The sequence below is a fragment of the Kerstersia similis genome, from assembly GCF_965139615.1.
Classification (GTDB): Bacteria; Pseudomonadota; Gammaproteobacteria; order Burkholderiales; family Burkholderiaceae_B; genus Kerstersia; species Kerstersia similis.
This window is the reverse complement of sequence record NZ_CBCSIQ010000002.1, coordinates 19,076-45,154: the sequence shown is the minus strand read 5'-3', so window position 1 is coordinate 45,154 and position 26,079 is coordinate 19,076. Positions and strand designations below refer to the sequence as shown.

The 26,079-nt window shown below is 51.2% G+C and carries 23 protein-coding genes; 6 read left to right on the top strand and 17 right to left on the bottom strand.

Translation table 11 applies throughout. From position 1 onward, the window contains the following. Positions 1-49: 49 nt before the first annotated feature. From ACNA1V_RS01515 to ACNA1V_RS01475, 9 genes are all read right to left on the bottom strand, one after another. Entirely contained in the window at positions 50-325 is a 276-nt protein-coding gene (locus ACNA1V_RS01515; RefSeq protein WP_415831817.1) for a hypothetical protein, read from the bottom strand. A 133-nt stretch (positions 326-458) separates the two neighbouring features. Further along, the gene (locus tag ACNA1V_RS01510) at positions 459-2,690 is read right to left on the bottom strand and encodes a polysaccharide biosynthesis tyrosine autokinase (RefSeq protein WP_415831816.1); all 2,232 of its coding nucleotides are present in this window, start codon (positions 2,688-2,690) and stop codon (positions 459-461) included. 22 nt (positions 2,691-2,712) lie between these two features. After that, positions 2,713-3,834, bottom strand: a complete 1,122-nt coding sequence (locus ACNA1V_RS01505; RefSeq protein ID WP_415831815.1) for a polysaccharide biosynthesis/export family protein — start codon at positions 3,832-3,834, stop codon at positions 2,713-2,715. 530 nt (positions 3,835-4,364) lie between these two features. After that, complete coding sequence (locus ACNA1V_RS01500) at positions 4,365-4,781, bottom strand: hypothetical protein (RefSeq protein WP_415831814.1); 417 nt, start codon at positions 4,779-4,781, stop codon at positions 4,365-4,367. After that, a complete protein-coding gene (locus tag ACNA1V_RS01495; RefSeq protein ID WP_415831813.1) occupies positions 4,778-5,092 on the bottom strand; it encodes a DUF1153 domain-containing protein in 315 nt (104 codons plus the stop codon). The genes ACNA1V_RS01500 and ACNA1V_RS01495 overlap by 4 nt, the downstream gene beginning before the upstream one ends. 108 nt (positions 5,093-5,200) lie before the next feature. Further along, the gene (locus tag ACNA1V_RS01490) at positions 5,201-6,325 is read right to left on the bottom strand and encodes an O-antigen ligase family protein (RefSeq protein WP_415831812.1); all 1,125 of its coding nucleotides are present in this window, start codon (positions 6,323-6,325) and stop codon (positions 5,201-5,203) included. A gap of 2 nt (positions 6,326-6,327) precedes the next feature. Further along, a complete protein-coding gene (locus ACNA1V_RS01485) occupies positions 6,328-7,704 on the bottom strand; it encodes a lipopolysaccharide biosynthesis protein (protein WP_415831811.1) in 1,377 nt (458 codons plus the stop codon). Positions 7,705-8,316: 612 nt separating this feature from the next. Continuing rightward, positions 8,317-8,553, bottom strand: a complete 237-nt coding sequence (locus tag ACNA1V_RS01480) for a hypothetical protein (protein ID WP_415831810.1) — start codon at positions 8,551-8,553, stop codon at positions 8,317-8,319. Between the two features lie 331 nt (positions 8,554-8,884). Next, positions 8,885-10,066 carry a nucleotide sugar dehydrogenase gene (locus tag ACNA1V_RS01475; protein ID WP_415831808.1) on the bottom strand — a complete coding sequence of 394 codons (1,182 nt, stop codon included), beginning with the start codon at positions 10,064-10,066 and terminating at the stop codon, positions 8,885-8,887. Positions 10,067-10,658: 592 nt separating this feature from the next. On the opposite strand from ACNA1V_RS01475, the gene ACNA1V_RS01470 reads away from it, so the two are divergent. The 6 genes from ACNA1V_RS01470 to ACNA1V_RS01445 all read left to right on the top strand — a co-directional run bounded on the left by ACNA1V_RS01470 (position 10,659) and on the right by ACNA1V_RS01445 (position 17,356). Next, complete coding sequence (locus tag ACNA1V_RS01470) at positions 10,659-11,834, top strand: DegT/DnrJ/EryC1/StrS family aminotransferase (protein ID WP_415831807.1); 1,176 nt, start codon at positions 10,659-10,661, stop codon at positions 11,832-11,834. 326 nt (positions 11,835-12,160) lie between these two features. Then, entirely contained in the window at positions 12,161-14,008 is a 1,848-nt protein-coding gene (locus ACNA1V_RS01465) for a polysaccharide biosynthesis protein (RefSeq protein ID WP_415831806.1), read from the top strand. A gap of 20 nt (positions 14,009-14,028) precedes the next feature. Continuing rightward, positions 14,029-15,036 carry an ATP-grasp domain-containing protein gene (locus ACNA1V_RS01460; RefSeq protein ID WP_415831805.1) on the top strand — a complete coding sequence of 336 codons (1,008 nt, stop codon included), beginning with the start codon at positions 14,029-14,031 and terminating at the stop codon, positions 15,034-15,036. 59 nt (positions 15,037-15,095) lie between these two features. Next, positions 15,096-15,998 (top strand): 1-aminocyclopropane-1-carboxylate deaminase/D-cysteine desulfhydrase, encoded by a 903-nt coding sequence (locus ACNA1V_RS01455; protein WP_415831804.1) that lies wholly within the window; start codon positions 15,096-15,098, stop codon positions 15,996-15,998. Between the two features lie 95 nt (positions 15,999-16,093). Further along, entirely contained in the window at positions 16,094-16,756 is a 663-nt protein-coding gene (locus ACNA1V_RS01450) for a sugar transferase (protein ID WP_415831803.1), read from the top strand. Positions 16,757-16,795: 39 nt separating this feature from the next. Beyond that, the gene (locus ACNA1V_RS01445; RefSeq protein ID WP_415831802.1) at positions 16,796-17,356 is read left to right on the top strand and encodes a GNAT family N-acetyltransferase; all 561 of its coding nucleotides are present in this window, start codon (positions 16,796-16,798) and stop codon (positions 17,354-17,356) included. A gap of 29 nt (positions 17,357-17,385) precedes the next feature. Here the strand turns inward: ACNA1V_RS01445 and ACNA1V_RS01440 are convergent, their stop codons facing one another. From ACNA1V_RS01440 to ACNA1V_RS01405, 8 genes are all read right to left on the bottom strand, one after another. Beyond that, positions 17,386-17,988 carry a DUF934 domain-containing protein gene (locus tag ACNA1V_RS01440; RefSeq protein WP_415831801.1) on the bottom strand — a complete coding sequence of 201 codons (603 nt, stop codon included), beginning with the start codon at positions 17,986-17,988 and terminating at the stop codon, positions 17,386-17,388. After that, the gene (locus ACNA1V_RS01435) at positions 17,981-19,696 is read right to left on the bottom strand and encodes a nitrite/sulfite reductase (RefSeq protein WP_415831800.1); all 1,716 of its coding nucleotides are present in this window, start codon (positions 19,694-19,696) and stop codon (positions 17,981-17,983) included. The genes ACNA1V_RS01440 and ACNA1V_RS01435 overlap by 8 nt, the downstream gene beginning before the upstream one ends. A 231-nt stretch (positions 19,697-19,927) precedes the next feature. Next, on the bottom strand, positions 19,928-21,364 hold the full coding sequence (locus ACNA1V_RS01430) for an aminotransferase-like domain-containing protein (protein ID WP_415831799.1): 1,437 nt from the start codon (positions 21,362-21,364) through the stop codon (positions 19,928-19,930). Further along, positions 21,361-21,675, bottom strand: coding sequence for a DUF2474 domain-containing protein (locus ACNA1V_RS01425; protein ID WP_415831798.1), 315 nt, complete (start codon positions 21,673-21,675; stop codon positions 21,361-21,363). Before ACNA1V_RS01425 ends, ACNA1V_RS01430 begins: the two co-directional genes overlap by 4 nt. A gap of 53 nt (positions 21,676-21,728) precedes the next feature. Beyond that, positions 21,729-22,736, bottom strand: a complete 1,008-nt coding sequence (cydB, locus tag ACNA1V_RS01420; RefSeq protein WP_415831797.1) for a cytochrome d ubiquinol oxidase subunit II — start codon at positions 22,734-22,736, stop codon at positions 21,729-21,731. Continuing rightward, positions 22,737-24,173, bottom strand: coding sequence for a cytochrome ubiquinol oxidase subunit I (locus ACNA1V_RS01415; protein ID WP_415831796.1), 1,437 nt, complete (start codon positions 24,171-24,173; stop codon positions 22,737-22,739). A 298-nt stretch (positions 24,174-24,471) separates the two neighbouring features. Continuing rightward, entirely contained in the window at positions 24,472-25,143 is a 672-nt protein-coding gene (locus ACNA1V_RS01410; RefSeq protein ID WP_415831795.1) for an ABC-type transport auxiliary lipoprotein family protein, read from the bottom strand. Next, positions 25,140-26,078, bottom strand: coding sequence for an MlaD family protein (locus ACNA1V_RS01405; protein WP_415831794.1), 939 nt, complete (start codon positions 26,076-26,078; stop codon positions 25,140-25,142). The genes ACNA1V_RS01410 and ACNA1V_RS01405 overlap by 4 nt, the downstream gene beginning before the upstream one ends. Between the last annotated feature and the right edge of the window lies 1 nt (position 26,079).

Below are 26,079 nucleotides of genomic sequence, written 5' to 3'. Positions count from 1 at the left end.
ATACCACCCAGGCTACAAAGCCCATAAACATGTAAAGGCTATCAGCAGCTTAGTGGTGGCTGGTGGACGACGATTCGGTGCTGGACGAGACAATGCCACCGATGATGGCAGCGCCAGCAATCGCCGCCACGCCAGCGCCGATGACGGCAGTGCTGACGCCCGCAGCACCCACGCCAGCGGCAGCGCCACCGGAAGCTGCAGCAGTCGTGGTGGTACCAGCGGTGCTGGCAGCGGCGTTGGTGCTGGCAGCTGCGCCTTCAGCAGCGATAGCACCCGTGCTGATCATCGCAGCAGCGGCGAAAGCGATCAGTTGTTGAACTTTCATATAAGCCCCTTTTTAAAATTAACCAAAAACTCACAAGCAAGCGGGGATTATACCCATCCCCACCGTTAACCTATTGGAAAACGAGGGTTGCGTCAAACATTCAAACATATCGCAACACCCTCGTAACTCGTACTTATTTGTAACTATAGTAATACTTGTAAGACGAGCCGTAGCCAATGCGATTGCGACGAACACCGTTGAAAATCACACCCTTCATGGGTTCCGCCACCCCGGCGCTATTCAGCTTGGCCATGGCATCGCGCAACTCGTTCACCGTGGTCTGCTCGGCACGCGCCACCATGAAGGCCACCGCGGCATACTGCATGACAGCCAAGGTATCCGCCACAGGCAGGATGGGTGGCGTATCCAGCAGGATATGGTCGTAACGCTCTTCCAGCTGCTTGAGCATCTCGGCAAAACGCTTGCTCAGCAGCAACTCACCGGGATTCGGCGGTGTAGCGCCTGCCGGCATCACATCCAGATTCTGCACGATCGGACGGATGACCGCATCCAGCTCAGCAGTACCGGCAAGCACATTGGACAAACCGTTTTCCTTGCGTTCGTAGGCGAAATATTCCGCCAGGCGCGGACGACGCAAGTCCGTATCCACCAACAACACCCGCTTGCCATTGGCGGCCAACAAGGCAGCCAAGTTGGTGGAGATAAAGCTCTTACCCACCCCAGCAGTCGCGCCAGTAATCACCAGCACCTTGCCTTCGGCACCCATCAAGGCAAATGCCAAGCCGGTACGAAGGGAACGCAGGCTTTCGACCGCTGGATCGTCCGGTTGTGACAGTGCAAGCACGTTGGCGCCGGCAGCTTCGCCTGCCTGCATCCTGCGCGAGCGCTTGGTGGAAATACGGAAACGACGCTGGGTATCAGACTCCGGCACCGTGACATAGGTGGTCAGGCCAGTACCTTGCTCGATCTGCTCGCTGCGCTGGATAGCGGGGCGAAGGAAGCGCATGACCAAGGCAGCAAAGACGCCAAGCATCAAACCCAAGACTGCGCTGACAGCAACGATCAAAGCCTTCTTGGGCGCCACCGGTCTATTGTTCGGAACCGCAAAATCAATGATTCGAACGTTACCCACCGTACCGGCTTCGGCGATCTTCAATTCCTGGGCGTTATTCAACAACGAAATATACAACTCAGTGTTGACCTTGGCATCACGCTCCAAACGCAACAAATCTTTTTGCGCCTGCGGCAGCTTGTCGATACTACTGTTCAGCCTGTTGCTCGCCTGTTGCACCTGGGCCAACTGCTGCTGAATCGCCTTGACCGAGGGATGTTCAGGCTTGAAACGCTGTAAAAGCTCATCCCGCTTGAGCTCCAGCTCCAGGCGGCTGTTTTCCAGGCTGATGGATTGCTGCAGCAGTCCTTCAGCTTCCTTATTTATGGCGATTGTGCCACTCTTCGAACGGTAATTACTGAGCGACTCTTCCATGGAGTCCACGGTTCGCTTCAGCTCTGGCAACTGGGTTTCCAGGAACTGCAAGCTGCTACGGGCTTCGGCGCTGCGGCGCTCAACGTTCTGGGCTAGATAGGCGCGCGCGATGGCATTGACCAAGTCTTGAGCAAATTGTTGGTCGTGAGCTTCGTAGCGGAGGCGAATGACGTTGCTTTGCTTACCTGCCTCTGCTGCTGAAAGTTCTTGACGGATGAGTTCCGTAGTTTCGTAAGGTGAATTTTTTTGTACCTTGAACCGAGTTCCTGTACGTGCTTGGAGTCCCTTCAGAGCAAGCGTTGCATCCTGGCCATTAATAGAAAAATTAACCCGCTCACCCACAACACCTTCACCCAGTTTCTTGCCATCTTCATCAACCAGGATAAAACCATGATCGGAGGCTACGACAAAAATAGGCTGGCCCCAAAAACTTGAAGGTACGTTAAATTCCGCAACATCTATCTGCTCCCCCCCCCAAGCATAGCCGCTCAAACCCAGCGTAGGTTCAGCCACTCCATCATCAGAGTACCGACGAGCCAACCAGTCTCCGATAATGGGAAACCGATTATCCACCTCAACCAACAAATCTGCACGTGTCCCCTGCACTGCCTTCATCAATACTTCACGCGAGCGCAGGATCTCCAGCTCTCCAGCTACGGAGCTCTGCTGGACACCGATGAATTCCGAAAGTTGTGACAGCCCGCTAAGTGCTGAGCCCTTTTGATCTTCTACTTGAATCAGCGCATCAGCCTGATAGACCGGCCTAGCCAAAAGCGCATAAGCCACGCCTATCACAACCACCGCAACAAAAATACTGGCGATTAAAATCCAACGCTGCAATAACGCGTTAAAAATTTCACCAAGGCTAATTTCATCGGAACCGCCGACATCGGTACGAACATTTTTTGATTCAGTCATTGGAAACGTCTAGGCTGGAAAATTAGTTGCCGATATCGTTGATATTCTTTGCGCCTGTTACCAGAAAGGTAGATGTAGGCAAAATCTGATTCAGCACACGCGACCAGCGCGTAACTGCGGCCGGATCAACGAACACCACATCTCGAGGCTTCAATTCAAAGCTATCCGCAAGAATCAGAGCATCTGGAGCTTTTGCATTCAAATGCCATATTTGTGGACGGCCTGTGTCCGTGCCGCGCAACACATACACTTGAGCAGCGTTGGAGGTAGTCTGATTCAGCCCACCTGCATCGCTAAGCGCTTCCGACAAGGTATAGCGCCCCAAAGGCATGATCTTCGACTGGGGAACAAGCACTTCACCCAAGAGGAATACCTTATCGAAACGACGCTCCGGCACCGTGACGATATCCCCTTCCAGCAGCAATACGTCCTGCCCGAGGTCGCCCTCATAGTACAGAGCATACAAATCCAAAGGCTGAGCAACCCCCTTACGGGTCAAGATAGCGTTCCGCAGATCAGCCTTCTCCGTCAAACCACCTGATTGAGCAACCAGGTCGGTTACACGCAAGGGCACATCTGTGATTGGCCTAGGCCCAGGGTTTTTCAACTCTCCAGATGCAAACGCCCTGCGGCCACGATAGCTAAGCACCGACACATCTACCTGCGGCTCAGTCAGGTAGCGCGTCAATTTCTGGGTCAATTCTGTGCGAATCTGGGCCGGCGTACGGCCGGCGGCTTTGATGCGCCCAACGTAAGGATAAAAGAAATAACCCTCATCATTGATGGGTCTGCCTGCCAGGTCACTACTCAGTTGTCCCGCAGGATTATTCAGTTCCGGGTGGTTCCATACCGTGATATTCAGCACATCCTGGGGGGCCAAAAGGTACTGATAGACAGCAGCCTGCTCATGCTGCCCTGAGACGATCCCCTGTCTTTGCTTGGCAGAGGCGGCACGCTGAGCGGCCACAAGCTCCGCCAAGGACTGTGCATTGATACTACGGATATCCGCCCTGGACGCAATATCCTCACCGGTCAACTCAGCTTCCTGCGCCTGCTCCGGCGCTTGCACGCCTACATACATACCAGTGCAAGCACTCAACAACGCAACCGGCAGCAGCGCAGCCAGCTTCAGCGTTTTTGCCATGTCAGGCATCCCCCAATTCATGTATTTCTAAAGTTATCAGCAAGAAAAATCGTTGCTATTATTTCACAGCCTGAGCGAAGACAACTAGTGCATAGTTCAAAATAGCCAACATTTTGCATGTGCGTAGACAAACATGATCAGTACGCTCGGACGTGGCGCTCATGCAAAAAGTCATGCGACCTAAGACCAATATACGGTCACCACCATCGTTCAAACCCTTGATTTACGCGAATCTTAAACCTCAGACTGATAATCCAAACTTATCCGTTAAACAGGGGCACACATCAAAAAATGACAATTTTCTTTCAATGCAATCAATACAAGAAGAAAATATTACAAATCCTCATTTTTTGACGCACATATTAATAACTCCAATCAACCCAAATCCCAAACACCCTTCACGCGCCAAACAACCAAATCGAATTCTGATTGTAGCCAAGCTAGCATAGTCACTCATCAATTTACGAAGGCCGCTTATTCAAGCATCACTAAATAAAGAGGTCACCACCCATATCGCAAAACAAAAAAAATCAACAGATGTGCACAGCCTCTTTCAGATAATCAGCCCAGCCGTCCCGGCCTGCCCAGATACGGCAGAGATCGGTGGACCAACGGTCGTTCGGCATTGTTGCCGCTGAAGGCAATGCCTGGATCCGTGGCCTGAAGCCAATCGGACGCTTGCGCACCTGCCAGCCCTTGATCTGGAAGATGCGCTGGACGGTGTTCTTGTTGAACCCCAGCAGCCAGGCCACCGTCCGGTACCCAAACAACGGCGACTCCTCAATCATTGCTTTGATCGGTTCGACATACTTGGGATCGACCTTCGGTGCCGACTTCACCGGTCGGTAATACACCGTTCGACGCGGCACACCAAACCAGCGGCAGAGCTTTGACACCGACACCTCGAAACCCTCAGCAGCCGGGCCCCGCTGCATGCGAAGGATCATTTCCCTTCCTCGCCCAACAGGACTTGCAGCTTTTTTCGAGCGCACAGCTCCAACATCGCTTCGCCGTACGCTTCCTGCAGATCTTTCAGCTGGCGCGCGTACTGTTCCTTGATGTTCAACGGGTTGGCACGCAAGGCGTTCTCCATCCCTCGCTTGGCACCATCAACCAACTGTTCGACCTCAGACGGCGACAGATCGTATTGCCGGCTCGCTGCTGAAACCGTCGTTTTGCCCTGGATGATGTCGAATACCAACGCGCTTTTGCGCTTGGCCGCCCAACGTTTGATGTCTTCTTCCATCGTCTTGCTCATGTCATTTTTCTTAGATTATGACCTGGGGATTCAAACGTTTTCTTGGGTGGTTTTTACTGGGTCAGTACATATCTTTGTTGACAAATACCGTTAGCCTAGCAGAGAGACTCAGGATTTTCTAACAGGGAGCATTAATCCAATCATGCAGAACGCATAGACAAACCTCAAATACGAGGCATCACCACTAAAACTCGCTGAAATAGAAAACAAAATTATAAGAACACGATACAAACTATTTGACCTGCATATGGCATACACAATAAAAAGCACGTGCAGCACACCAACAAAAAAACCAAACTCAGCAAACAACTCCAAATGCTGATTATGTGGATAAAAAAATTGTTGGTATGAAAAATTACCCATTCCTATACCAAGCATAGGCGAATCTAAAAATGAAGCTACAGCAGCATTAATAAGCTCTGAGCGAACACCGATAGAACCATAATCCGATTCCCCCAAATCACCCGAAAAAATTCGAGAAACAGCTTGGAGACGAGAACCATCCAGCGCGGCAGATATTTGCTCCCCGAACACAAAAAATATAGCCAACAAAGAAAAACCCAAAAAAAGGAAATATTTAATATTTTTCCTAAAATAGGAAAAAAAATACACACACAACGAAAAAGCCAAAGCAGCAAGCGCTCCTTTAGACTCAGTCCAAAAGACTCCAAACAGAAAAACCAAAGCAAGAATCAAGTAACTAATCTTAGACTCTACCGACCAGCAATGGAACGCCAATACAAACCCTAGAGCCATCAACCATCCATAAACAATAGGCCCATTAATGAAAAATCGTACACTTCGGCTCCCAAACCCCATTTGCATCTTATACAAAACCGTTAGCACAAAAAATGCAAACATAACAAATAAAAATGACCTCAAAAAACCATGTTCGCCGTAACGCCTAACCCCAACAACCCAAAACACCGAAATTACAACAGAACAAAATACAGCCCCATTTATTTTTTCAAAAGACACCACAAGATCGTTGGTTGCCAACAAGCCCAAGGCAGAAACCAAAAACGAAATAAAGAAGAACAAAAAAACAACCTGCACCCGTTCTTTTTTAAAATCCCTAAAATAAATAAACCCCATACCTACTACATTTACAAAAACAAAGCCCGAGAGAATCAAAACCAATGGATCCTCAACACTGAGCGGAATCACCCCACCAACTGAAAAAACCAAATAAATAATAAATGGAAAATAATAACGAGCCAATATATTTCCCATTCTCAAACACCCCTACCATTTCGCAACACCAACAATATCCGCATTAACCACCAAGATACAACCCCAACTCCCAAGTAAAAACCTGAAAATACACCTGAACCAATGTAAAAGTAGATCAAAACGTAAGCAACAACCAAGTCCGCGAGCAAACCTAAAAGATCTTTTCCAGTGAATCCGAACATACGACCCGCATGCCCAAAAAAACATAAAAATAAATATGTCAGAGAGCTGGAAATTGAAAAAATAAATATACTGACATCGAAATCAAAAAAAACGGAACAAACTACCAACCCACCCAAACGTATTACAAAAACTATTATTTGAGTCCCCAACCCTTCTTTTAAATTATTTCTTGCCGCATACAGCATAAAAGTCGCATCATACATAAACTTATATGATAAAAACAACATCATCCATGCAACCACCTGGCCTCCGGAAGCCCACTCAGCACCGAAAACATAGCCAAAAACATGATAGCCAAAAACTGCAGCAAAAACTGATAGTGGCGACAGGCACAAAAAAACCAATACAACATTTCTTCCAAATGACATTTTGGAAGAATCTGCCCCAAAAGAAAGTATGGCTGATGATATTGAACTCGACACTATAGACAAAGGAGTGATTAATATACGATGAACAATTACATAGACACCAGCAGCCGCAGGTGAAAAAAGACCTCCTATTAAAATCACAGGCAAGTGATTATTTCCCACACTTAGCAGCGCCGACGGACTATTATATTTAGCAAAATCAATATATCGCCTAGCTGTAGCCCATAACAAAGAAGCGCTGAAATAACAGCGCATATTTTTTAACCTACTAGCACGCATGAGGCGCCCTCCTCCCGCGGAAATACTAACAATCTGGCCAATTACAAGCGCAGAAACACCAGCCATTAAATATCCCAGCGACACTTGCGCCATAGCACCAGAGAGCGACTGAATAAATCTAGTTTTTGCTATTAGACCAGCCTTCCGAAGCCTGAGATTATAATACATAAAAACACTATAAACACCCGACAAAAGCAAACCTAACGGCAAGGCCCAAAGCACAAACTCATATTCTTTGTTCGGATACAGCGCCAATACACAAAAAATAATAAAAAAAATCAAAACAGAAAAAATTACATTAATAAAAACCGCAAGAGCAATTAATGAATTTGCCTGCCGACTACTTTTAACCAAAGGAATGGCAACATCATACTTCAACGCGGACACACAACCCAAAATATAAAGACATGCGACATAGCCACCAAAAACCCCAAAAGCATCAGGAGAATAAATTCTAGTCAGTATAGGCGAGACCATCAAAACAACCAGTTGCCCAGAAATCGCTCCAGTCGCCAATGTTGACGCAGTCTTTAATAAATTCTTTAGCATAAAATATAACCTTAACACTCCAGAGAGAGTCTGCAGAACCTGGTTAAAGATCGCCCAGTGCATTGCACCACAATTTTCGACGTTTCTTTTATAGTTACACTCATAATTGGCCTAGTGCCTAACAGATAACGGACATTTTTACACTCATTTGACTCATTCCTGTGCTCCCGCCACCTATCGAATCATCAATCATGAATCGTTCAGTGCAAACTGCATAGCCAGTGACGCCGTATTCTTGACCAATCCTCAGTAGAACACCTTGGCATAACCATACTGCTGCTTGATGATCCGGAACAGTGACTTAGTCTTCGCTCGGACGTTAGCTTTGATTTTCTCAATAGTCTCACGCAACTGATGCTAACCTCAGGCAAGATTGAAAGCTCAGCGTTTACCAAGGAGCAAGGCCACATGTCCATTCACCTCATTATCAGCATCTTCCTCGCACTTTTGAATGCCCTGATAACCGGCATCGCGCCAGGCATCTTTTCCTTGTCCATGTCATAGATCTGCCGCCTGTGTCAGACTCTTCACATTGGTCGAAGTGCTAATTACCATATACACCAAGCATGAATCCACATCGACGCAGAACGGCGCTCCATGCCAAAGTACCCATTAATTACCCGTCTTGATCTGTTGCATCTGTGCGCCACGCTTGCTCTCATGGTTCTTCGCCAAACTAGGTACGGCAATAATTGTCACCCTCAACACCATGCCGGCCTTGAACATCGGTCCCTGTTCAGACAACGAGCCGTCGATCGTCACCAATACATGTCGTGCCAGATCGTATTTCTTCAGCACATACCAAAACCGCAAGATCGTGCTCTTCTCGGACAGATGCCAGATACCCATCCCAGCCTACAAACCGACAATACAGCAGGCATTCGTACAGCACCTCCCCCATCGCCAGATTACTCTGGCTACACCGCTGCAGTACACAGTAAATAGCAGTATGACTTCGGTCGAAAACGGCAGACCGCCCCAAGCCAGATCCACAATGCACGCGTAAGGTTGGATCAGCGATATCACGCAATCCATTTCTTCCAAAATACCTCTTTGCGCGCCTTCCTCAGCTACGGGTCAAACCTACAGACCATCTGCTCCACACCCTCAATTTCTCATGCTGCTTCTGCACCGAACAGAAATTAGCTCACTAACCAGGGTAAGGTTTTGCAAATCATCCTTAAGCATCCGATTGAAATAAGTCTCGCGTATAAACCTTCCCCTTAACATCAACTAGCTCCTCAGACAGTCTATTTGCAACTATCACGCTCGCTGTTGCTTTAAAAACATTAATATCTTCAATCACACGACTATTATAAAAACTCTTCTCTTTCAGCACCGGCTCATATACAACCAGCTCAATTCCTTTAGCCTTTATACGTTTCATAATCCCCTGAATCGCAGACGCTCGAAAATTATCACTCCCCTCTTTCATTACCAACCGATAAATACCAACGATAGGCCGCTCTACCTGATCAAGTCTTTTAATAATACTATCCGCTATAAAATCTTTGCGGGTACGATTTGCCTCCACAATAGCCCGGATAATATTATTAGGCACCGCATCATAATTAGCCAATAACTGCTTAGTATCTTTAGGTAAGCAATACCCACCATAGCCAAAACTTGGATTATTATAATGCCCACCAATTCTAGGATCCAAGCCAACACCATTAATAATTTGGCGACTATCTAAACCGTAATACTCAGCATAACTATCCAACTCATTAAAATAAGCCACCCGCATCGCTAAATAAGTATTCGAAAATAGCTTTATCGCCTCAGCCTCAGTTGCATTGGTAAATAAAACAGAAACCTCTTTTTTAATCGCACCTTGCTTTAAGAGATTCGCAAATTCTTGGGCCTGCGCCGAATTTTCACCAACTATTATACGAGACGGATGCAAATTATCATATAGCGCCCGCCCCTCTCTTAAAAATTCAGGCGAGAACAAAATATGCACACCCGTCATTTTTTTCTTTATCTCCTCCGTAAAACCCACAGGCACCGTTGACTTAATCACGACAATCGCCTTTTTATTATGCAACTCGATATCGCACAACACAGACTCTACACTAGACGTATTAAAGTAGTTGGTTTTTGGATCGTAATCAGTAGGTGTAGCTATGACAATAAAATCAGCATCTGCATATGCATCTTTCTTATCCGTTGTCGCTCGTAATTTCAATTTCTTGTTTTCCAGAAAATCGCTAACTTCACGATCTTCAATTGGCGATAATTTGTTATTCAACAAAGCCACTTTGCGCTCATCAATATCAAGCGCCACCACTTCATTGTGCTGAGCTAGTAATATTGCGTTAGACAAGCCCACATAACCAGTTCCAACCACCGTAATTTTCATAAAAATCTCTATGCTTTTAAAATCCTAAACCCGGACAACACAATCCACCATTAAATTCAAGCACTTAATATTAGCACTCGAATTTGTTTTTTCGAAAAGCCTAAACCAACTCCCAACCGAAGAAACCCAACCCCTTCTTTTAATCCACCATATCCTTTTATACGCCAAATCGAATATTGCAAAGCTTGCTTTAATTTGCCGTTCACTACATCTGACGACAATAAATAAGCGCAAGCGATTTTATTGCAACTATTACGAAATATGAATCTTAGCCAAAACCTTTGCCTACCAATTCTTACATATAGTAGTTGCACCCACACTCAAGCTCGCAACCAGCTCTCGCTCGCCGATGCCGGGCTACTTGACAGGCATCCGCATCACTATCAAATGATATTCATCGCTTATATCTTTATGCATACGGGCCTGTCGTTCCGCCGTTGAACGGTGCGTATGATACCGCTTCAACGAATACTCATCTCGCAAAATTTCTATTTTTTTTCGCAATCGGAGGGTTAGCGCCCTATAATCCGTTCCGTATCACACGGACCTCCTAATTTCTGAAATATTTTTTAATATTCTTTCACTTCTATTCATGCTTAACACTCCTTTCCCTCCATGGCCCAGCTTCACGGAAGACGAAGCAGATGCTGTGCGACAAGTTTTGCTCTCTAACAAGGTCAACTACTGGACGGGCCAGGAAACCCGTGAATTCGAAAAAGAATTTGCCGTCTGGGCAGGTACCAGCCATGCGGTAGCAATGACCAACGGTACCGTAGCTCTGGATGTCGCCTTGATTGCGTTGGGTATCGGTGTCGGGGACGAGGTCATCGTTACATCCCGTACCTTCCTGGCTTCCGTGTCGTCTATTGTCAATACCGGCGCAACTCCGGTCTTTGCTGACGTCGATCCGGATACGCAGAATATTTCCTCTGCAACCATCGCAGCCGTACTCTCTCCGCGTACCAAGGCCATCATTACGGTACATCTGGCTGGCTGGCCGTGCGAGATGGATGACATCATGGCTCTGGCAGACAAGCACGGCTTGTATGTGATTGAAGACTGCGCACAAGCACACGGCGCCCTGTACCGTGGCAAGCCTGTTGGTTCTATCGGCCATGTCAGTGCCTGGTCTTTCTGCCAGGACAAAATCATGACTACCGGCGGCGAAGGTGGCATGGTCACGACAAATGATGAAGCCCTTTGGAAGAAGATGTGGTCTTATAAAGACCACGGGAAATCCTGGGACGCGGTTTATAACCGCCAGCACCCGCCAGGCTTCCGTTGGCTGCATGAAAGCTTCGGAACAAACTGGCGCATGCTGGAAATGCAGGCGGTGATCGGCCGCATCCAGCTCAAGCGTATGCCCGCCTGGCACCGCACTCGGCTTGAATACGCCAACCGCATCTGGAACAACGCTCGAAAGCTGCCTGCGCTGCGCGTGCCGGAAGTGCCCGCGCACATCACCCATGCAGCCTATAAAACTTACGTTTTTGTCGAACCGCAGGCCTTGAAGGCAGATTGGAATCGCGACCGCATTTTGCATGAAATCAATGCAGCGGGCGTGCCCGCCTATTCGGGTTCTTGTTCAGAGGTTTACCTGGAAAAAGCCTTTGATGGTACGCCTTGGCGCCCCAAGGAGAGCCTGCCTGTCGCTAAAGCCCTGGGGGAAACCAGCATGATGTTCCTGGTGCACCCAACATTGACTGACGCGAATATCGCTCTCACCAATGAAGTGATTACGTCGGTCGTACAACAAGCAACGGCCTAGGCTGTTACCTTCATCGGACAAAGGTAGCGGGATTTTGCCAGACACGGTGAATCCCGCATCCCCCGTCCTAGTGATGTAACACGTTTTTTCCTCTGGCACACTAGCTTGTATCCGCCGTGTGCCGGAGTGAATACGGCCCGTTTCAGCGTCATCAAGGTATAACTTCACTGGGTTTTTATTCTCACCTGAACAAGACAATACGCACTTAGAATAGCAAAATTGCGTAACATATTGGCAGGTATGCGACAATCCCTAGTTAAAACCGGATTAACAGGATTTTTTCTGCTGTTTTTGATGGCTTCCTTGAGTTTCCTTTCCTTCGCCGCATGATCTCTCCCGTACGCCTGCGCGCGCTCAGCGCTGTCGCTTTTGACCTTATTGCCGTCGTCCTGGCCTGGCTGGGCGCCTACTTATTGCGCTTCAATTTCGAGTGGCCCTCGGATCAAAATACGCCGATTTTGGTCGGTTTATTGATACTGCTGGTTATACAGCTCATCGTGTGCCGTTACGCAGGCCTGTACCGCGGCATCTGGATTTTTGCCAGCCTACCTGATTTGAAACGCGTTATCAAAGCGGTTTTGGTTCCTACCGTTGTGCTCCTGCTTACAACTGTTTTTTCCCCTACAGAGCAGCATCTGGTTCCCCGATCGGTCATCTTTCTGTACCCCATCCTGCTGTTGCTGATCATGGGGGGGGGCCGTGTCGCCTGGCGCATGTACCGTGAAGCCAGCATGGAACGCAAAGCTGGCGAGGGCTCAGGCAAGCCAGTCGTCATTGTGGGTGCTGGTGCCGCAGGCGCCTTGATGGTGAAAGAGCTACAACGCAGCAACGAATGGAACGTAGTTGCGCTCGTCGATGATAATCCGGCCATGCACGGCAAAGAGCTGCATGGTTATCTTGTTGAAGGTGCAACGGAAAATTTGCCCGAGATACTGGCTCGTTATGATGCACGGCATGTGATCATTGCCATTCCCACTGCCAATCGCGAAGCATTTCAACACATCACTCAGACCGCCACTTCCGCACGCGCCACCGTGCTGACAATTCCCAGCCTGTCGGAACTGATGAGTGGGCGCGTTGCCATCAACAGCATGCGGCCAGTTAAAGTAGAAGATTTGCTGGGCCGGGAAGCCGTCAAGATCGACGACGAAAATGTCAGCACTCTTTTGGCTGGTCGGCGTATTCTCGTCACTGGCGCGGGAGGTTCCATCGGAAGCGAATTGTGCCGGCAATTGGCTCGCTTCCACCCTGCCCAGATCTTGCTGGTGGAAGCCAGTGAGTTTGCACTCTATACCATTGAGCAATGGTTCCGTACCCACCGTTCAGAAATTGAAATCGTGCCGCTGGCCGCCGATATCAAGGATGAGGTGCGCATGGATCAGATTTTCACTGAATACAAACCTGAAGTCGTTTTTCATGCAGCGGCATACAAACACGTTCCCCTGATGGAGCAGCGTAATGCTTGGCAAGCCGTCCGCAACAACGTCTTCGGTACGCTGACTGTTGCGCGTCTTGCGCAAACCCACGGCGTCAAGCGTTTTGTGCTGATTTCTACAGATAAAGCGGTGAATCCTACCAACGTGATGGGTGCCACCAAGCGCATGGCAGAAATGACCTGCCTGGATCTACAAACTTGCCCGGATAATCAAACCATTTTCCAGATGGTACGTTTCGGCAATGTGCTGGGCAGTACCGGCAGTGTTATCCCGAAATTCAAGCAGCAAATTGAATCGGGTGGCCCCATCACTGTCACGCACCCTGACATCACACGCTACTTCATGTCTATTCCCGAGGCCGCGCAATTAGTACTGCAAGCCTCCGCCATGGGGAAAGGTGGCGAGGTCTTTGTACTTGATATGGGTGAACCGGTAAAAATTACCGATATGGCGCGTAATATGATTCGTCTGGCGGGATTGACGGAGGAACAAATAGGCATTGAGTTCACCGGTTTGCGTCCAGGCGAAAAATTATACGAAGAGCTACTAGCTGATGCTGAAGAAACATTGGAAACCACGCATCCAAAGCTGCGTATTGCCCGAGCTAGACAGACCCCCGCAACACTCTTTAACTTCTTGCTGGAATGGTATGAGCAACATACCCCCATGAGTGATGACGAAGTTCGAGCAACACTAAAACAATGGATTCCAGAGTACACCCCCAATAATTCAATATAGATTTTCACAGAAAATTAAAAATGAACATTCTTATTACTTGTGCTGGCCGTCGACATTATTTAGTCGAATTTTTCAAAGACTTTGTAGGCTCAACGGGATCAATAATCGGCACAGATATGTCACCTTATGCACCTGCTTTAGCAGCATGCGACAAATCTATCCTTTGCCATTCTGTCAGCCATCCAGATTACATCAACCAGCTAATCGAAATCTGCCTAACCGAAAAGATAAATTATATTTTTTCCGTAAATGATCTGGAACTGGCCCTTCTAGCCGAGAACAAAGAAATAATAAAACAAAAATCCGGAGCCATTGCTGTAGTATCCAATCGTGATGCAATCGAAATTGCTGCAGACAAGTACAAAACCCATGAATTTTTCGAACAATGTGGAATACCCTCTCCCAAAACCTACATCAGCTTAGGAGAGGCCAAAGAGGCATTAAAAAAAGACACAATACACTTCCCCCTAATAATTAAGCCGCGCTGGGGGAGTGCATCCATTTCAATAATCAAAGTTAGCGCAGCCAGCGAGCTAGATAGCGCATACCAAACATGCATTGAAGCCGTAAAAAACAGCATACTCAATCATTTTAGCCCTGACAATAGTGTAATAATTCAAGAATTCATCGAAGGACAAGAATATGGAATAGATATACTCAATAGCCTAAATTCCGAATATATTGGATATTGCAGCAAGAAAAAATTAGCTATGCGTTCAGGCGAAACAGACAAATCCACCCCAATCAAAGACGAGAGATTTGATGATCCAGTAAAAAAAATAGCCCAAACACTTAAACACATTGGAAATTTGGACTGCGATGTCTTAGAGAGAGACGGCAAGTTATATTTTCTTGAACTAAATCCGCGATTTGGTGGCGGATATCCTTTTACTCATTACGCAGGCGCCAATCATATCAGTCTTTTATTAACCGCTGACAGCGTAACCAATAAATCAAAAGCATATAAGTACAACACAGACTACACCTATACAAAATGTGACACCATTGTTAAGTTTCCCAACCAATAAATACTCTCAGTAAATAAAAATACATATTTGCGTACAGCACATACACATATATTTAAATCATGACGCCTCTTGAAAAAATAACTTACCAAGGCATTCAGATTCATGTCAAAAGAGATGACTTATATCCGATAGCCGGCGGCGGAAATAAAGGCAGGAAGACACAAAAAATATTTTCCAATATCCATGCCACTAAAAACCCAGTTATTATAACAAATGGCGGTCTGCAGTCTAACCATGCTCGTGTATGTGCATTAATGGCAGCAAAGCATAAATACGAATGCCATCTCGTATTACACTCAGACGCCCAAGATGGCAATCATATATGTGCACAAGGCAACTATTTAATCTCAAAAATAGCTGGTGCAAGTATCCATATAGTCCATGCAGATCAGATAGCAAAAAAAATTGAAGAAATTAGCTCCGCACTCATAGACGCGAACAAAACCCCAGTTATTATTCCTGGAGGAGGCCACTGCCTAGAAGGTTCTCTTGCATATGTCGATGCAATTAAGGAACTTCCAGAAGAGCCTGATTACATCTTTCTTGCTAGTGGAACTGGCACAACACAAGCAGGACTAATGGCTGGACTAGACTTACGCCAATGGAATACAAAAGTCATAGGCATTTCGGTAGCCCGTACAGCTGGTCGTGCAAAAGCAGTGATCCATGACTCTTACATGGAAACTCGTGTCCATTTAGGAATTCAGCACCCAATCGAACGGGAAGTACTCTTCCATGATGCATGGACATTTGGTGGATATGAAAAACATTCACCAGAATTAAGTGCACTAATAAAAGATGTCGCTCAACAAACCGGCCTCATTCTAGATCCAACATACACTGCCAAAGCTTTTTTTGGAATGATGTCAATAATAAAAAACTCATCAATATTTCAATATAAAAAAATCCTTTTTTTACATACTGGTGGATTAATTAATCTACTTACCTCTAACGTTCAGTAAGCCCCACTTGAGCACCTATTCATTGCCGTCATTTCCGATTAAATGACATATTCCATATGCTTTTGGTGAAGCATTTCACGCAAGAGGCGACATTGATGATCAAACGTACCTTCGATATATTTGTATCCGCTACTGCATTAATTTTTCTTTCCCCCTTCCTAATCATCATTGGCTGGCAAGTTAAACGCAAACTCGGCTCTCCTGTTTTATTTCAACAAGTACGCCCAGGATTAGCTGGAAAGCCATTCAAAATGATAAAATTCCGCACAATGCGAGACGCTTGTGACCGCAATGGAAACCCTTTGCCTGATTCGGAAAGAATAACACCCTTCGGTCGCTTCTTGCGTTCAACAAGCTTGGATGAATTGCCCGAACTTTGGAATGTTCTAAAGGGAAATATGAGTATAGTTGGCCCCAGACCTTTACTACTAGAGTATCTAGAATACTATACCCCTGAAGAGATGCGTCGACATCACGTTCGCCCGGGAATCACGGGCCTAGCACAAATTAATGGTCGCAATGCAACAACCTGGAATGATAGACTTGCTTATGACATTGTGTACGTTAACACCCGAACGATGTCACTAGATATAAAAATAATCGTCAAAACCGTATATCAAGTATTTAAACGCGAAGGAGTTGTGGTTGTACCTTCGTCAGTATATAAAAAACTCAGCGAAGAAAGACGCGCCCAGATGAATCAAAGCGCCTCTCAAACAGCCTCCACCAACACACCATCTAAAAACAACCTCTTTTAAAAAGAGAACCGCGTACTTTACCCAAAGAGAATAATACACATGACTAGCACTCAAAGGAATATCCTTCAAGGTTCACGTATAAAACTAACGCCACTAGAAAAAAAACATTTAGAAAAACGGGTTGAATATATCAATGACGAAGCAGTACAAGCGACCCTAAATTTCGACTACCCTACCTCATTGGCAAAAACAGAGGCATGGTTTTCAAAAAATTTGTTAGTTTCCAATAGAATGGATTTCGCCATTGTAGATACAGAAGGCAATACCATTGGATTTGCTGGTTATATAAATATTGACCGTACTACAAAAAAAGCAGAGCTGTATATTTTTATCGGCAGGGATTTCTGGTCGGGGGGCTATGGTCGGGAAGCTTACAAACTGCTTACAAATTATGGCTTCATCGAACTCGGTCTTAATAGAGTGTACGGTTATCAATTAGGCCACAATCACAAGGCACACAATTCGGTAAAAAAAATAGGCTGGTCTGTGGAGGGCTTTCTTAAAGATGATGTTTACTCACACGGAGAAATAAAAGGGCGATCAGTTGTCGCAATTCTTAGATCCGAGTGGGAATTAAATCCCACCTACGATGAGATTTAATTCATTACCCTGCTCTCCAGAAAATTTTATTAGTTTATAGCCATAGTCTCCGCAGCCGGATAAGACCGCTGATACCGCACCGTAAACGCCTGGAAAGCCTTCAAGGCCAGCTGCGGATCATGGCCGGGTTTGACCAGAAAGCTGTCAAAGCCACAACGCGCCTGGTAGTGAATGGTGTCTATCATCACATCCCCCACCGCGCGCAATTGCCCTTTCCATCCGTATTGATTACGCAATATCTGCGCGAAGGAATAGCCTCGGCCGTCCGTGTATTGCGGGAAGTCGATGGCCAGTAGCCAGATGCCTTGCGGGTCGATGGCCGCGTTTTCCGCGCCCGGCAGGCTGGCGATGTCATCATCCGGTGCTATCCATATGCCCAATGGGTGCTGGCGGTTTTTTGCCTCGGCCTGGTTTGCCAGCCATACGGGCAGCCGCACCAGCCAGCCAGGTTCATCCGCTGGCAGGGCAGTTTCTGCATCACCGGCTTCATACAGCCTGGCGTCGTTGTCCACCAGCTGCCCGTGATAAATCAGGTGGGCTTGCTGCTGCCCGGCAGCAGCAGTTCTGACTGCGCCAGGGGCAGCGTCGGGCAAGGCCTCCACGACGACATTTTCTGCGACTTGATCAGGCATGGACGGCTCCTGCGGTTTTCTTGGGGTTCAACGTGGGGTCGGCATAGACATGTTCCTTGAACGGCGCAATGCCTAGGCGTTCCACCACATCAATGAAGCGTTCGGCTTCGCTGTCACGCGATGAAAGATAGGTTTCCACCAGCCGTTCCACGACAATGGGAACATGTTCACGGGCAAAGGATGGGCCGATGATTTTGCCTATGGCCGCCCCGCCATCCGCCAACCCACCGGCGCCGCTCTGGCGGCCACCCAGCGTGACTTGATACCATTCTTCCCCGGCCTTATCCACGCCCAGGATGCCGATGTGGCCCACGTGGTGGTGGCCGCAGGAGTTGATGCAGCCGGAGATGTTCAGATCCAGTTCGCCTATGTCGTACAGGTAGTCGAGATTGTCGAAACGCTGTTGGATGGCCTCGGCAACGGGGATGGATACGGCATTGGCCAATGCACAGAAATCTCCCCCAGGACAGGCGATGATGTTGGTCAGCAAGCCGATGTTGGGCGTTGCCAGGTTTTGTTCGCGCAGCTGTTGCCAGAGTTCGAAGAGGCGATCATGCCGCACATCGGCCAGGATCAGGTTCTGTTCATGCGATACCCGCAGTTCGCCAAAGCCATATTCATCGGCCAGGTCGGCCACATAGTCCATTTGGTCCGCGGTGATGTCCCCCGGAGGAATGCCGGTGGCTTTGAGCGATACGGTGACGGCTGCATAACCCGGTACTTTGTGCGGGTGGACATTGGTGCGCAGCCAGCGTGCAAACAAGGGGTGCGCCTGAGCCTGGGCATCATGAATGCCGGCCTGTGTGCTCAGCGTTTCATAGGCGGGCCAGGTGAAACGCGCTGCGATGCGATCCAGTTCTGCCTGGGGAATGGTGTCCGGGCCGCCACGGATGTGCCGCCATTGTTCTTCCACTTGTTCCGCATAGGCTTCGACACCCAGGTCTTTGACCAGAATCTTGATGCGGGCTTTGTATTTGTTGTCGCGCCGGCCATGCAGGTTATAGACGCGCAGCGCGGCCTGCAGGTAGGTCAGCAAGTCGTACCAGGCGACAAAGGGCTTGACCAGTTTGCCGACGATGGGGGTGCGCCCCATGCCGCCGCCGATCCAGACCCTGAAACCGATTTCACCATCTTGTTCGACAGCCTGCAAGCCGATGTCATGCACGCCAACGGCAGCCCGGTCAACGACTGCACCACTGACGGCGATCTTGAACTTGCGCGGCAAGAAGGCAAATTCCGGGTGCAGTGTGGACCATTGGCGAATGATTTCACACCAGACCAGTGGGTTGACCAGTTCATCGGGCGCAATGCCGGCAAAGTGATCCGTGGTGGTATTGCGAATGCAGTTGCCGCTGGTTTGAATGGCGTGCATTTGCACCGTGGCCAGTTCGCCCAGGATTTCCGGCACGGTTTCCAGTTTGGGCCAGTTGAACTGTATGTTCTGGCGCGTGCTGAAATGCCCGTAGCCCCTGTCATATTTGCGCGCAATGAAGGCCAGTTTGCGCAGCTGGCGCGATGCCAGCATGCCATAAGGAATGGCAACGCGCAGCATGGGTGCATGGCGTTGCACATACAAGCCGTTCTGCAATCGCAAGACGCGGAATTCGTCTTCTGTCAGTTCATTGGCCAGAAAGCGGCGGGTCTGGTCCGCGAACTGCGTGACACGCTGCTCGACCAGCTGTTGATCTATTTCATCGTAAATGTACATACAGGAATCCAGATGCGCCAGGACGCCAAACCTATGGTCAGGCAGTACCATCAGCAGCTGCCTGCGGGCCCCAGGCGACCGTTTTCCCCGCATGAAGGCGGGAATGGGGAGTGACAAGGATATAAGAACACCCCACCCCGCTCTTAGACAGTTTTTCTATAAGCTGATACCGGCAGTATGAAAATCAGGCAGGCTGGCCAGGCCAGGCGCTGCCACTGCCAATAGAAAGCCTCAGGCCGCCTGCAAGGGAACGACGGCCCGGACGCTGCGCCCCAGCCATTGCACGGCCCGGGCGACGGCGTCATTCCATTCCAGCCCGTAGTTCAGACGCACGCAGTGGCCATAGGCACCGTCTTTGGCCGTGAACATGGTGCCGGGCGCAAGCGAGACGCCACCCTCCAGCGCGGTCTGGAACAAGGCCATGGCATCGACATCCTGCGGCAGTTCCAGCCACAGGAAATAACCGCCTTCCGGCCGGGTGCATCGCGTTTCAGCGGGAAAGCTGTCGGCAATGGCATGCAGCATTTCCCCCTGCGAGGCTTGCAGGGTACGGCGCAACAGGCGCAGCTGCTTGTCGTAGCTGCCTTGTTCCAGGTAGGCAGCCAGCGCCACCTGCGCCGGCATGGAGGCTGCCAGGCTGAAGGTCAGTTTCTGTCGGGCCATGCGGTCGATGAAGCGGCCTGGAATGGCCCAGCCCACGCGATAATGCGGCGCCAGGGTTTTGGAAAATGATGAACAGTGCAGCACCCAGCCGTCGCGGTCGTAGGTTTTGATGGGTTGCAGCGCTTCATTGCTGAAATGCAGCTCGCCATAGACATCATCCTCGATGAGCGGGATGCGATACTTGGCAGCCAGGTCTGCCATGGCTTTTTTCTTGGCTTCGGGCATGAGACTGCCCAGCGGATTCTGGAAATGGCTCATGACCCAGCAGGCAGCAGGACGCTGCTCGGCGAACACCTGTTCCAGCACCTGCAGATCCATACCGTGTTCCGGGTGAGTCGGGATTTCGATGGCACGCAGGCCCAGGCGTTCCAGCGCCTGGAATACGCCATAGAATGCCGGCGACTCCACCGCCACGGCGTCGCCCGGCCGGGCCACCGACATCAGGCACAGGTTCAGCGCTTCCATCGCCCCGTTGGTGATGATGACCTCATCCGCATGCACGGCCTTGCCTGTCGCCGCATAGCGGCGCGCGATATTGCGGCGCAGGCGCAAATCGCCCATGCTGAGATTATCCACCGTGGACCAGGGATCAACATTCCTGGCGGCCTTTCCTACCAACTGCCCCAGGCGCTCCAGCGGGAACAGGCGCGCGCTGGGGAAAGCGGCGCCCAGCGGCACCACATCCCGGCGCAGCATGGCGCTCAGGAGATCGAATACCCGGTCAATCACTTTGGCCTGCACCACCTGGCCCGCCACTTCAGCCTGCGTGCCGTCGAACTCTGGCGGGCGTACAACGGGATGGCCTACAACGTAATAGCCCGAACGATCCTGGGCCCGCACCAGCCCCCAGGATTCCAACAGATAGTAGGCGCTGAAAATCGTGGTCGGGCTGACGCCGCGCTCGCGGGCCAGGCTGCGCACCGACGGCAGGCGGTCGCCCGCACGCCAGATGCCGTTACGGATGGCCTCTGAAAATTCATTGGCCAGGACTTCGTAGCGCTTCATGAGCGTTCCATTCCCCTTGCCTGCAAAGCTGTGCCTGCCCTCTCGCCCGAGGCAAGCACAGTCGCTTGCGCAGTGGCTGCCTGCCCGGAGACGGCGTCCGGCGGCGCCTTGAACATCAGCCGGCCTGGGCCGGGCACCATGCTTTCCATCACCGCGACGCTGCGATCCTGCCCTGCCGTCATGCCTGCGGCTGACATCAGCAGCCGCATGCCATAGGCCATGAGCGTCAGCACCAGGATACTTGCCAGCCATATCCCCGCCAGCCAGGCCAGCCGCTTGCCCCAGGATGCCGGGCGCACCTCGCCTGACATCGGTTTTTGCAGTTCGATTGCCTGCAGTCTGATTGCCCGCTGTTTAGTTACCATTAATGATACCCCTCACCGCGTTTGACTTTCCCGCGAAACACAAAATATGACCATGCCGTGTACATCAGGATGACGGGTACGATCAGCAAGGCGCCTACCAATGCGAAGCCCTGGCTCTGCGCCGGTGCAGCGGCGTCCCAGATCGTGATGCCAGGCAAGATGATGTACGGCCAGATCGCTGCCCCCAGGCCGCCATAGCCCAATAAAATCAGGCACAAGGCCAAGACAAATGGTGCGCCATCCGCATGCCGGCCCAGTGCGCGCAACAGCCCCATGGCCAGGAGCACTACCAGTATCGGCACGGGCGCCAGCCACAACATCCCGGGCCAGCTGAACCAGTGCTGGGCAATATGGCCTTGCACTAGCGGCGTGAACAGGCTGACCAACGCGATGCATGCCAGCATCAGCCAGGTCAGCGGCCGTGCCAGGCGGGCCATCCGGCGCTGCAAGGCACCTTCTGTTTTCAGCACCAGCCAGGTGCTGCCCAGCAAGGCATACGCCACGACAACCCCGACACCAGACAGCAGTGAAAAGGGTGTTGCCCAGTCGAAAATACCGCCAGCGTAGCGATGGCCATCCATGGTGATACCTTCCACAAACGCGCCCAGGACAATGCCCTGGCACAGCGCAGCGACCAGCGAGCCGCCCATGAAGGCGATATCCCAGTAGCGCTGATGGCCCGGAGTGGCCTTGAAGCGGAACTCAAAGGCCACACCCCGGAAGATCAGCCCCAGCAGCATGAGCAGCAACGGGATATAGAAGGCATGCAGCAAGACAGCATAGGCCAGGGGGAAAGCCGCCATCAGGCCAGCACCGCCCAAGACCAGCCAGGTTTCATTGCCATCCCAGACCGGCGCCACGGTATTGACCATGACATCCCTATCCTCGCGTTCGCTGACGAAGGGAAACAGAATGCCAACCCCGAGATCGAAACCATCCAGGATGACGTACATCAGCACACCGAAGAGGATGATGATCGCCCAAAGAACTGCCAGATCAATGCCCATTCAGGCCTCCGTATTCCGGTGCGTTGCAGTGGCTGCCGGGAAGTTTGCAGGCACGGCCATGCCATGCGCATGCAACATGCCGGGCGCTTTGTCATCCGGCTCATGCCCGTCCGGGCCGCTGATTTCCGGCGGCTGGGCCAACAAACGCAGCAGATACCAGATCCCCACGCCGAACACGAGCAAATACACCGCGATGAATACTGCCAGAGTGATGCCCATGGTCAGCGTGCTGTGCGGTGTCGCCGCATCGGAAGTGCGCATCAGGCCATAGACCACCCAGGGCTGGCGGCCGATTTCCGTGGTGTACCAACCGGCCAGGATCGCAATCAATCCGGTGGGGCCCATCCATATTGCGAATGTCTGCAAGCGTCTGGCGTGATACAGCTTCCCCCGCCACCGTGCCCAGGCGGCCCACAGCGCCAGCAGGATCATCAGCAGGCCCAACCCCACCATGATGCGGAACGACCAGAACACGACGGTGGCATTCGGCCGATCCGCCGCCGGGAAATCCTTCAAGCCCGGAATTTCGCCATCCAGGCTGTGCGTGAGAATCAGGCTGCCCAACCGCGGAATGCCGATTTCATAACGGTTGGATTCGGTTTCCATATCCGGCACGGCAAACAGCAGCAGCGGAAAGCCTTCGCCGGGATGATTTTCCCAATGCCCTTCCATGGCCGCAATTTTGGCAGGCTGATGCTTCAGGGTGTTCAGACCATGCATATCCCCTACCACCGCCTGCAGCGGCGCCACCAGCAGCAACATGCCCAGCGCCATCGCAAACATGCGGCGCACGCGGATATTCTGATTCCCCTGGCGCAGATGCCATGCACCGGTTGCCGCCACCAGCAACGCCGTCGCCACAAAGGCAGCCAGGCCCATATGCGCCAAGCGATACGGGAACGAGGGGTTGAAAATGACGGCCAACCAGTCGGTAGGAATGATTCTGCCCGCCTCTATCGCGTAACCGGCAGGCGTCTGCATCCAGCTGTTGGAGGCCAGAATCCAGGTGGCGGAAATCAGCGTTCCAATCGCCACCATGACGGTGGAAAAGAAATGCAGGCCAGGGCCGACCCGCTGCCAGCCAAACAGCATGACCCCGAGAAAACCGGCTTCCAGGAAGAAGGCCGTCAGCACTTCATAGGCGAGCAGCGGGCCGGTGATGCTGCCGGCATATTCAGAAAAATAGCTCCAGTTTGTACCAAACTGATATGCCATGACCAGGCCGGATACCACGCCCATGCCGAAATTGACGGCAAAAATACGGCTCCAGTAATGATACAGATCGCGATACTCCGGCCGGCGGGTTTTCAGCCAACAGGCTTCCAGCACCGCCAGATAGCTGGCCAGCCCGATTGTGATGGCTGGAAAAATAATATGGAACGAAACAGTAAAACCAAACTGGATGCGCGCCAGCAGTAATGCGCTTGCTTCCATCATGAAACTCCCAAGAGCGCGGCGCCTTCCCCGGTTTCCAGGCACGGCGCTGCAACGTGGCACAGGTGGCCACATCCAGGCTTGAAAGCTGCTCATGACCACACCTGAACCTTAAGCGCCAGCGCTTTTTCAGTACAGAATCAGAAATCAGAAAAAAAAGCATATCAGATGAAGGATCGCCCTCCCCCATCCACGCGTTGCGGGCTTGCGGGGCATAAAAAAACAGGCCCCTGCCGTTAAGGCAGGGGCCTGTTCTTCCGAACTACCAGGGCAATACCCCGGCTGTCGTTAACCGCTCGACTTACTGCAGCTTGCGCAGCAGCACCGGCTCTACCTGCGTAGCGGCAGTTTTCCAGTTCTTGTTGCCCTCAGTAATCGCCCAGCTGAGGACATCCGTCGCCAGGGCATCCGTTGCCCGGCCATAGGCTTGCACCAAGGTTTCAGCGTTCAGGTTGGGCACTGTTACCCGTTCTTCAAACACTTTGTCCGAGACGACACGGCGGGAATCCAGGTGCAGCAAATCGGCATCCAGGCGAACATAGACCGTCCCAGTGCCATCCGGCTGGCTTAACACCTGGAACGCACGCAGGCTGGACTCCAGCTCAAAATCCGCCGGCAAGCCGGAGAGTTCGTTGCTGACGCCACTGAAACGGCGCGCATCGACAAATGCGGTAATCAGGCGCTCACGCACCATGACCGGGGCCGCCTCTGCCCAAAGTACATCTTTGTATGCGCTCACGCTGGCATCAGGCGCCACCACCCACCATTGGCGGCTAGCCAGCGAACGTACCGCATTCGGCGTCACGACCCGCACACTCCAGCCCGCTTGCGGCAACTGCGCATCAGCAGATGTCGTTGTCATAGGCAGAACATAGGGCGTCCGCACAACCGGCGGCGGCAAGATGGAGCACGCGCCCAGGCCGGCCAGGATGGCAGCAGCAGCCAGCACGCGGCCACGAAGGATTGCGCTCATGGTTTGAACTCCTGTATGGTGTCGCGGCCCAGCAAATAGCCTGCCGGGTCTTCATTCAGACGCTGAATAAGCGCGCGCAGGGTGACCAGCGTGCTGCGCAGCTCGCGGATCGCCGGGCCGATATCGCTCAGCCCCTGCATGCCGCTGGCCAGCGCGCCATAATGATTGGCCAGCAGGTGTTCGGTTTCTGCCGAGATACGCGACAGGGATTCCGTGGTCTTACGTACGTTATCCATGATCGCCGCCCCCCGTTCGCCAACGGCCTTCTCTGCCGTACTGGCGAGCTGGGAAATCTGCGACAGTGCTTGGTCCGCCCCCCTGCCTGCGTCCGCCAGCGCTTCCAGCATACCCGACACATGGCCGCTTTGCTGTGCCATGGTCTGGCTGACCTGCTCAACGTTGGCCAGGATTTTACTGACGTTGTCCACGTTCTCTTCCGAGAACACGCGGTTGGCATTGCGCAGCAGATCGTTGATATTGGCGACGGTGTTTTCGCCACTATTGAGGATGCGGGCGAACGGCGATGGGCCGGCGACGATGACCGGGATCTGGCCATGCTGCCCTTCCAGCAACGGGCTCCCGGGCGAGCCGCCCCCCAGCTGAATCACCGACGTGCCCGTCAGGCCTGTCAGGGCCAGCACAGCGGTGGTGTCCTTGCGGACAGGAATATCGCTCTTGATCGAAATACGAGCCAGCACGCGGCGCGGGTCGTTCGGATCCAGGCGCAAGGCCGCCACCTCCCCGACCACAATGCCGCTGTATTCCACCGAGCTGCCTTGCGACAAACCGCGCACGGTCTCGTTGAATACAACTTCGTATTGTTTAACGGCACCATCCCCGTAGGATTTGTGGAGCCACAACGCAAACAGCATGATGGCGGCCACGGCCAGCGTGACAAAGGTGCCGATCAGAATATGATGGGCGCGGGTTTCCATA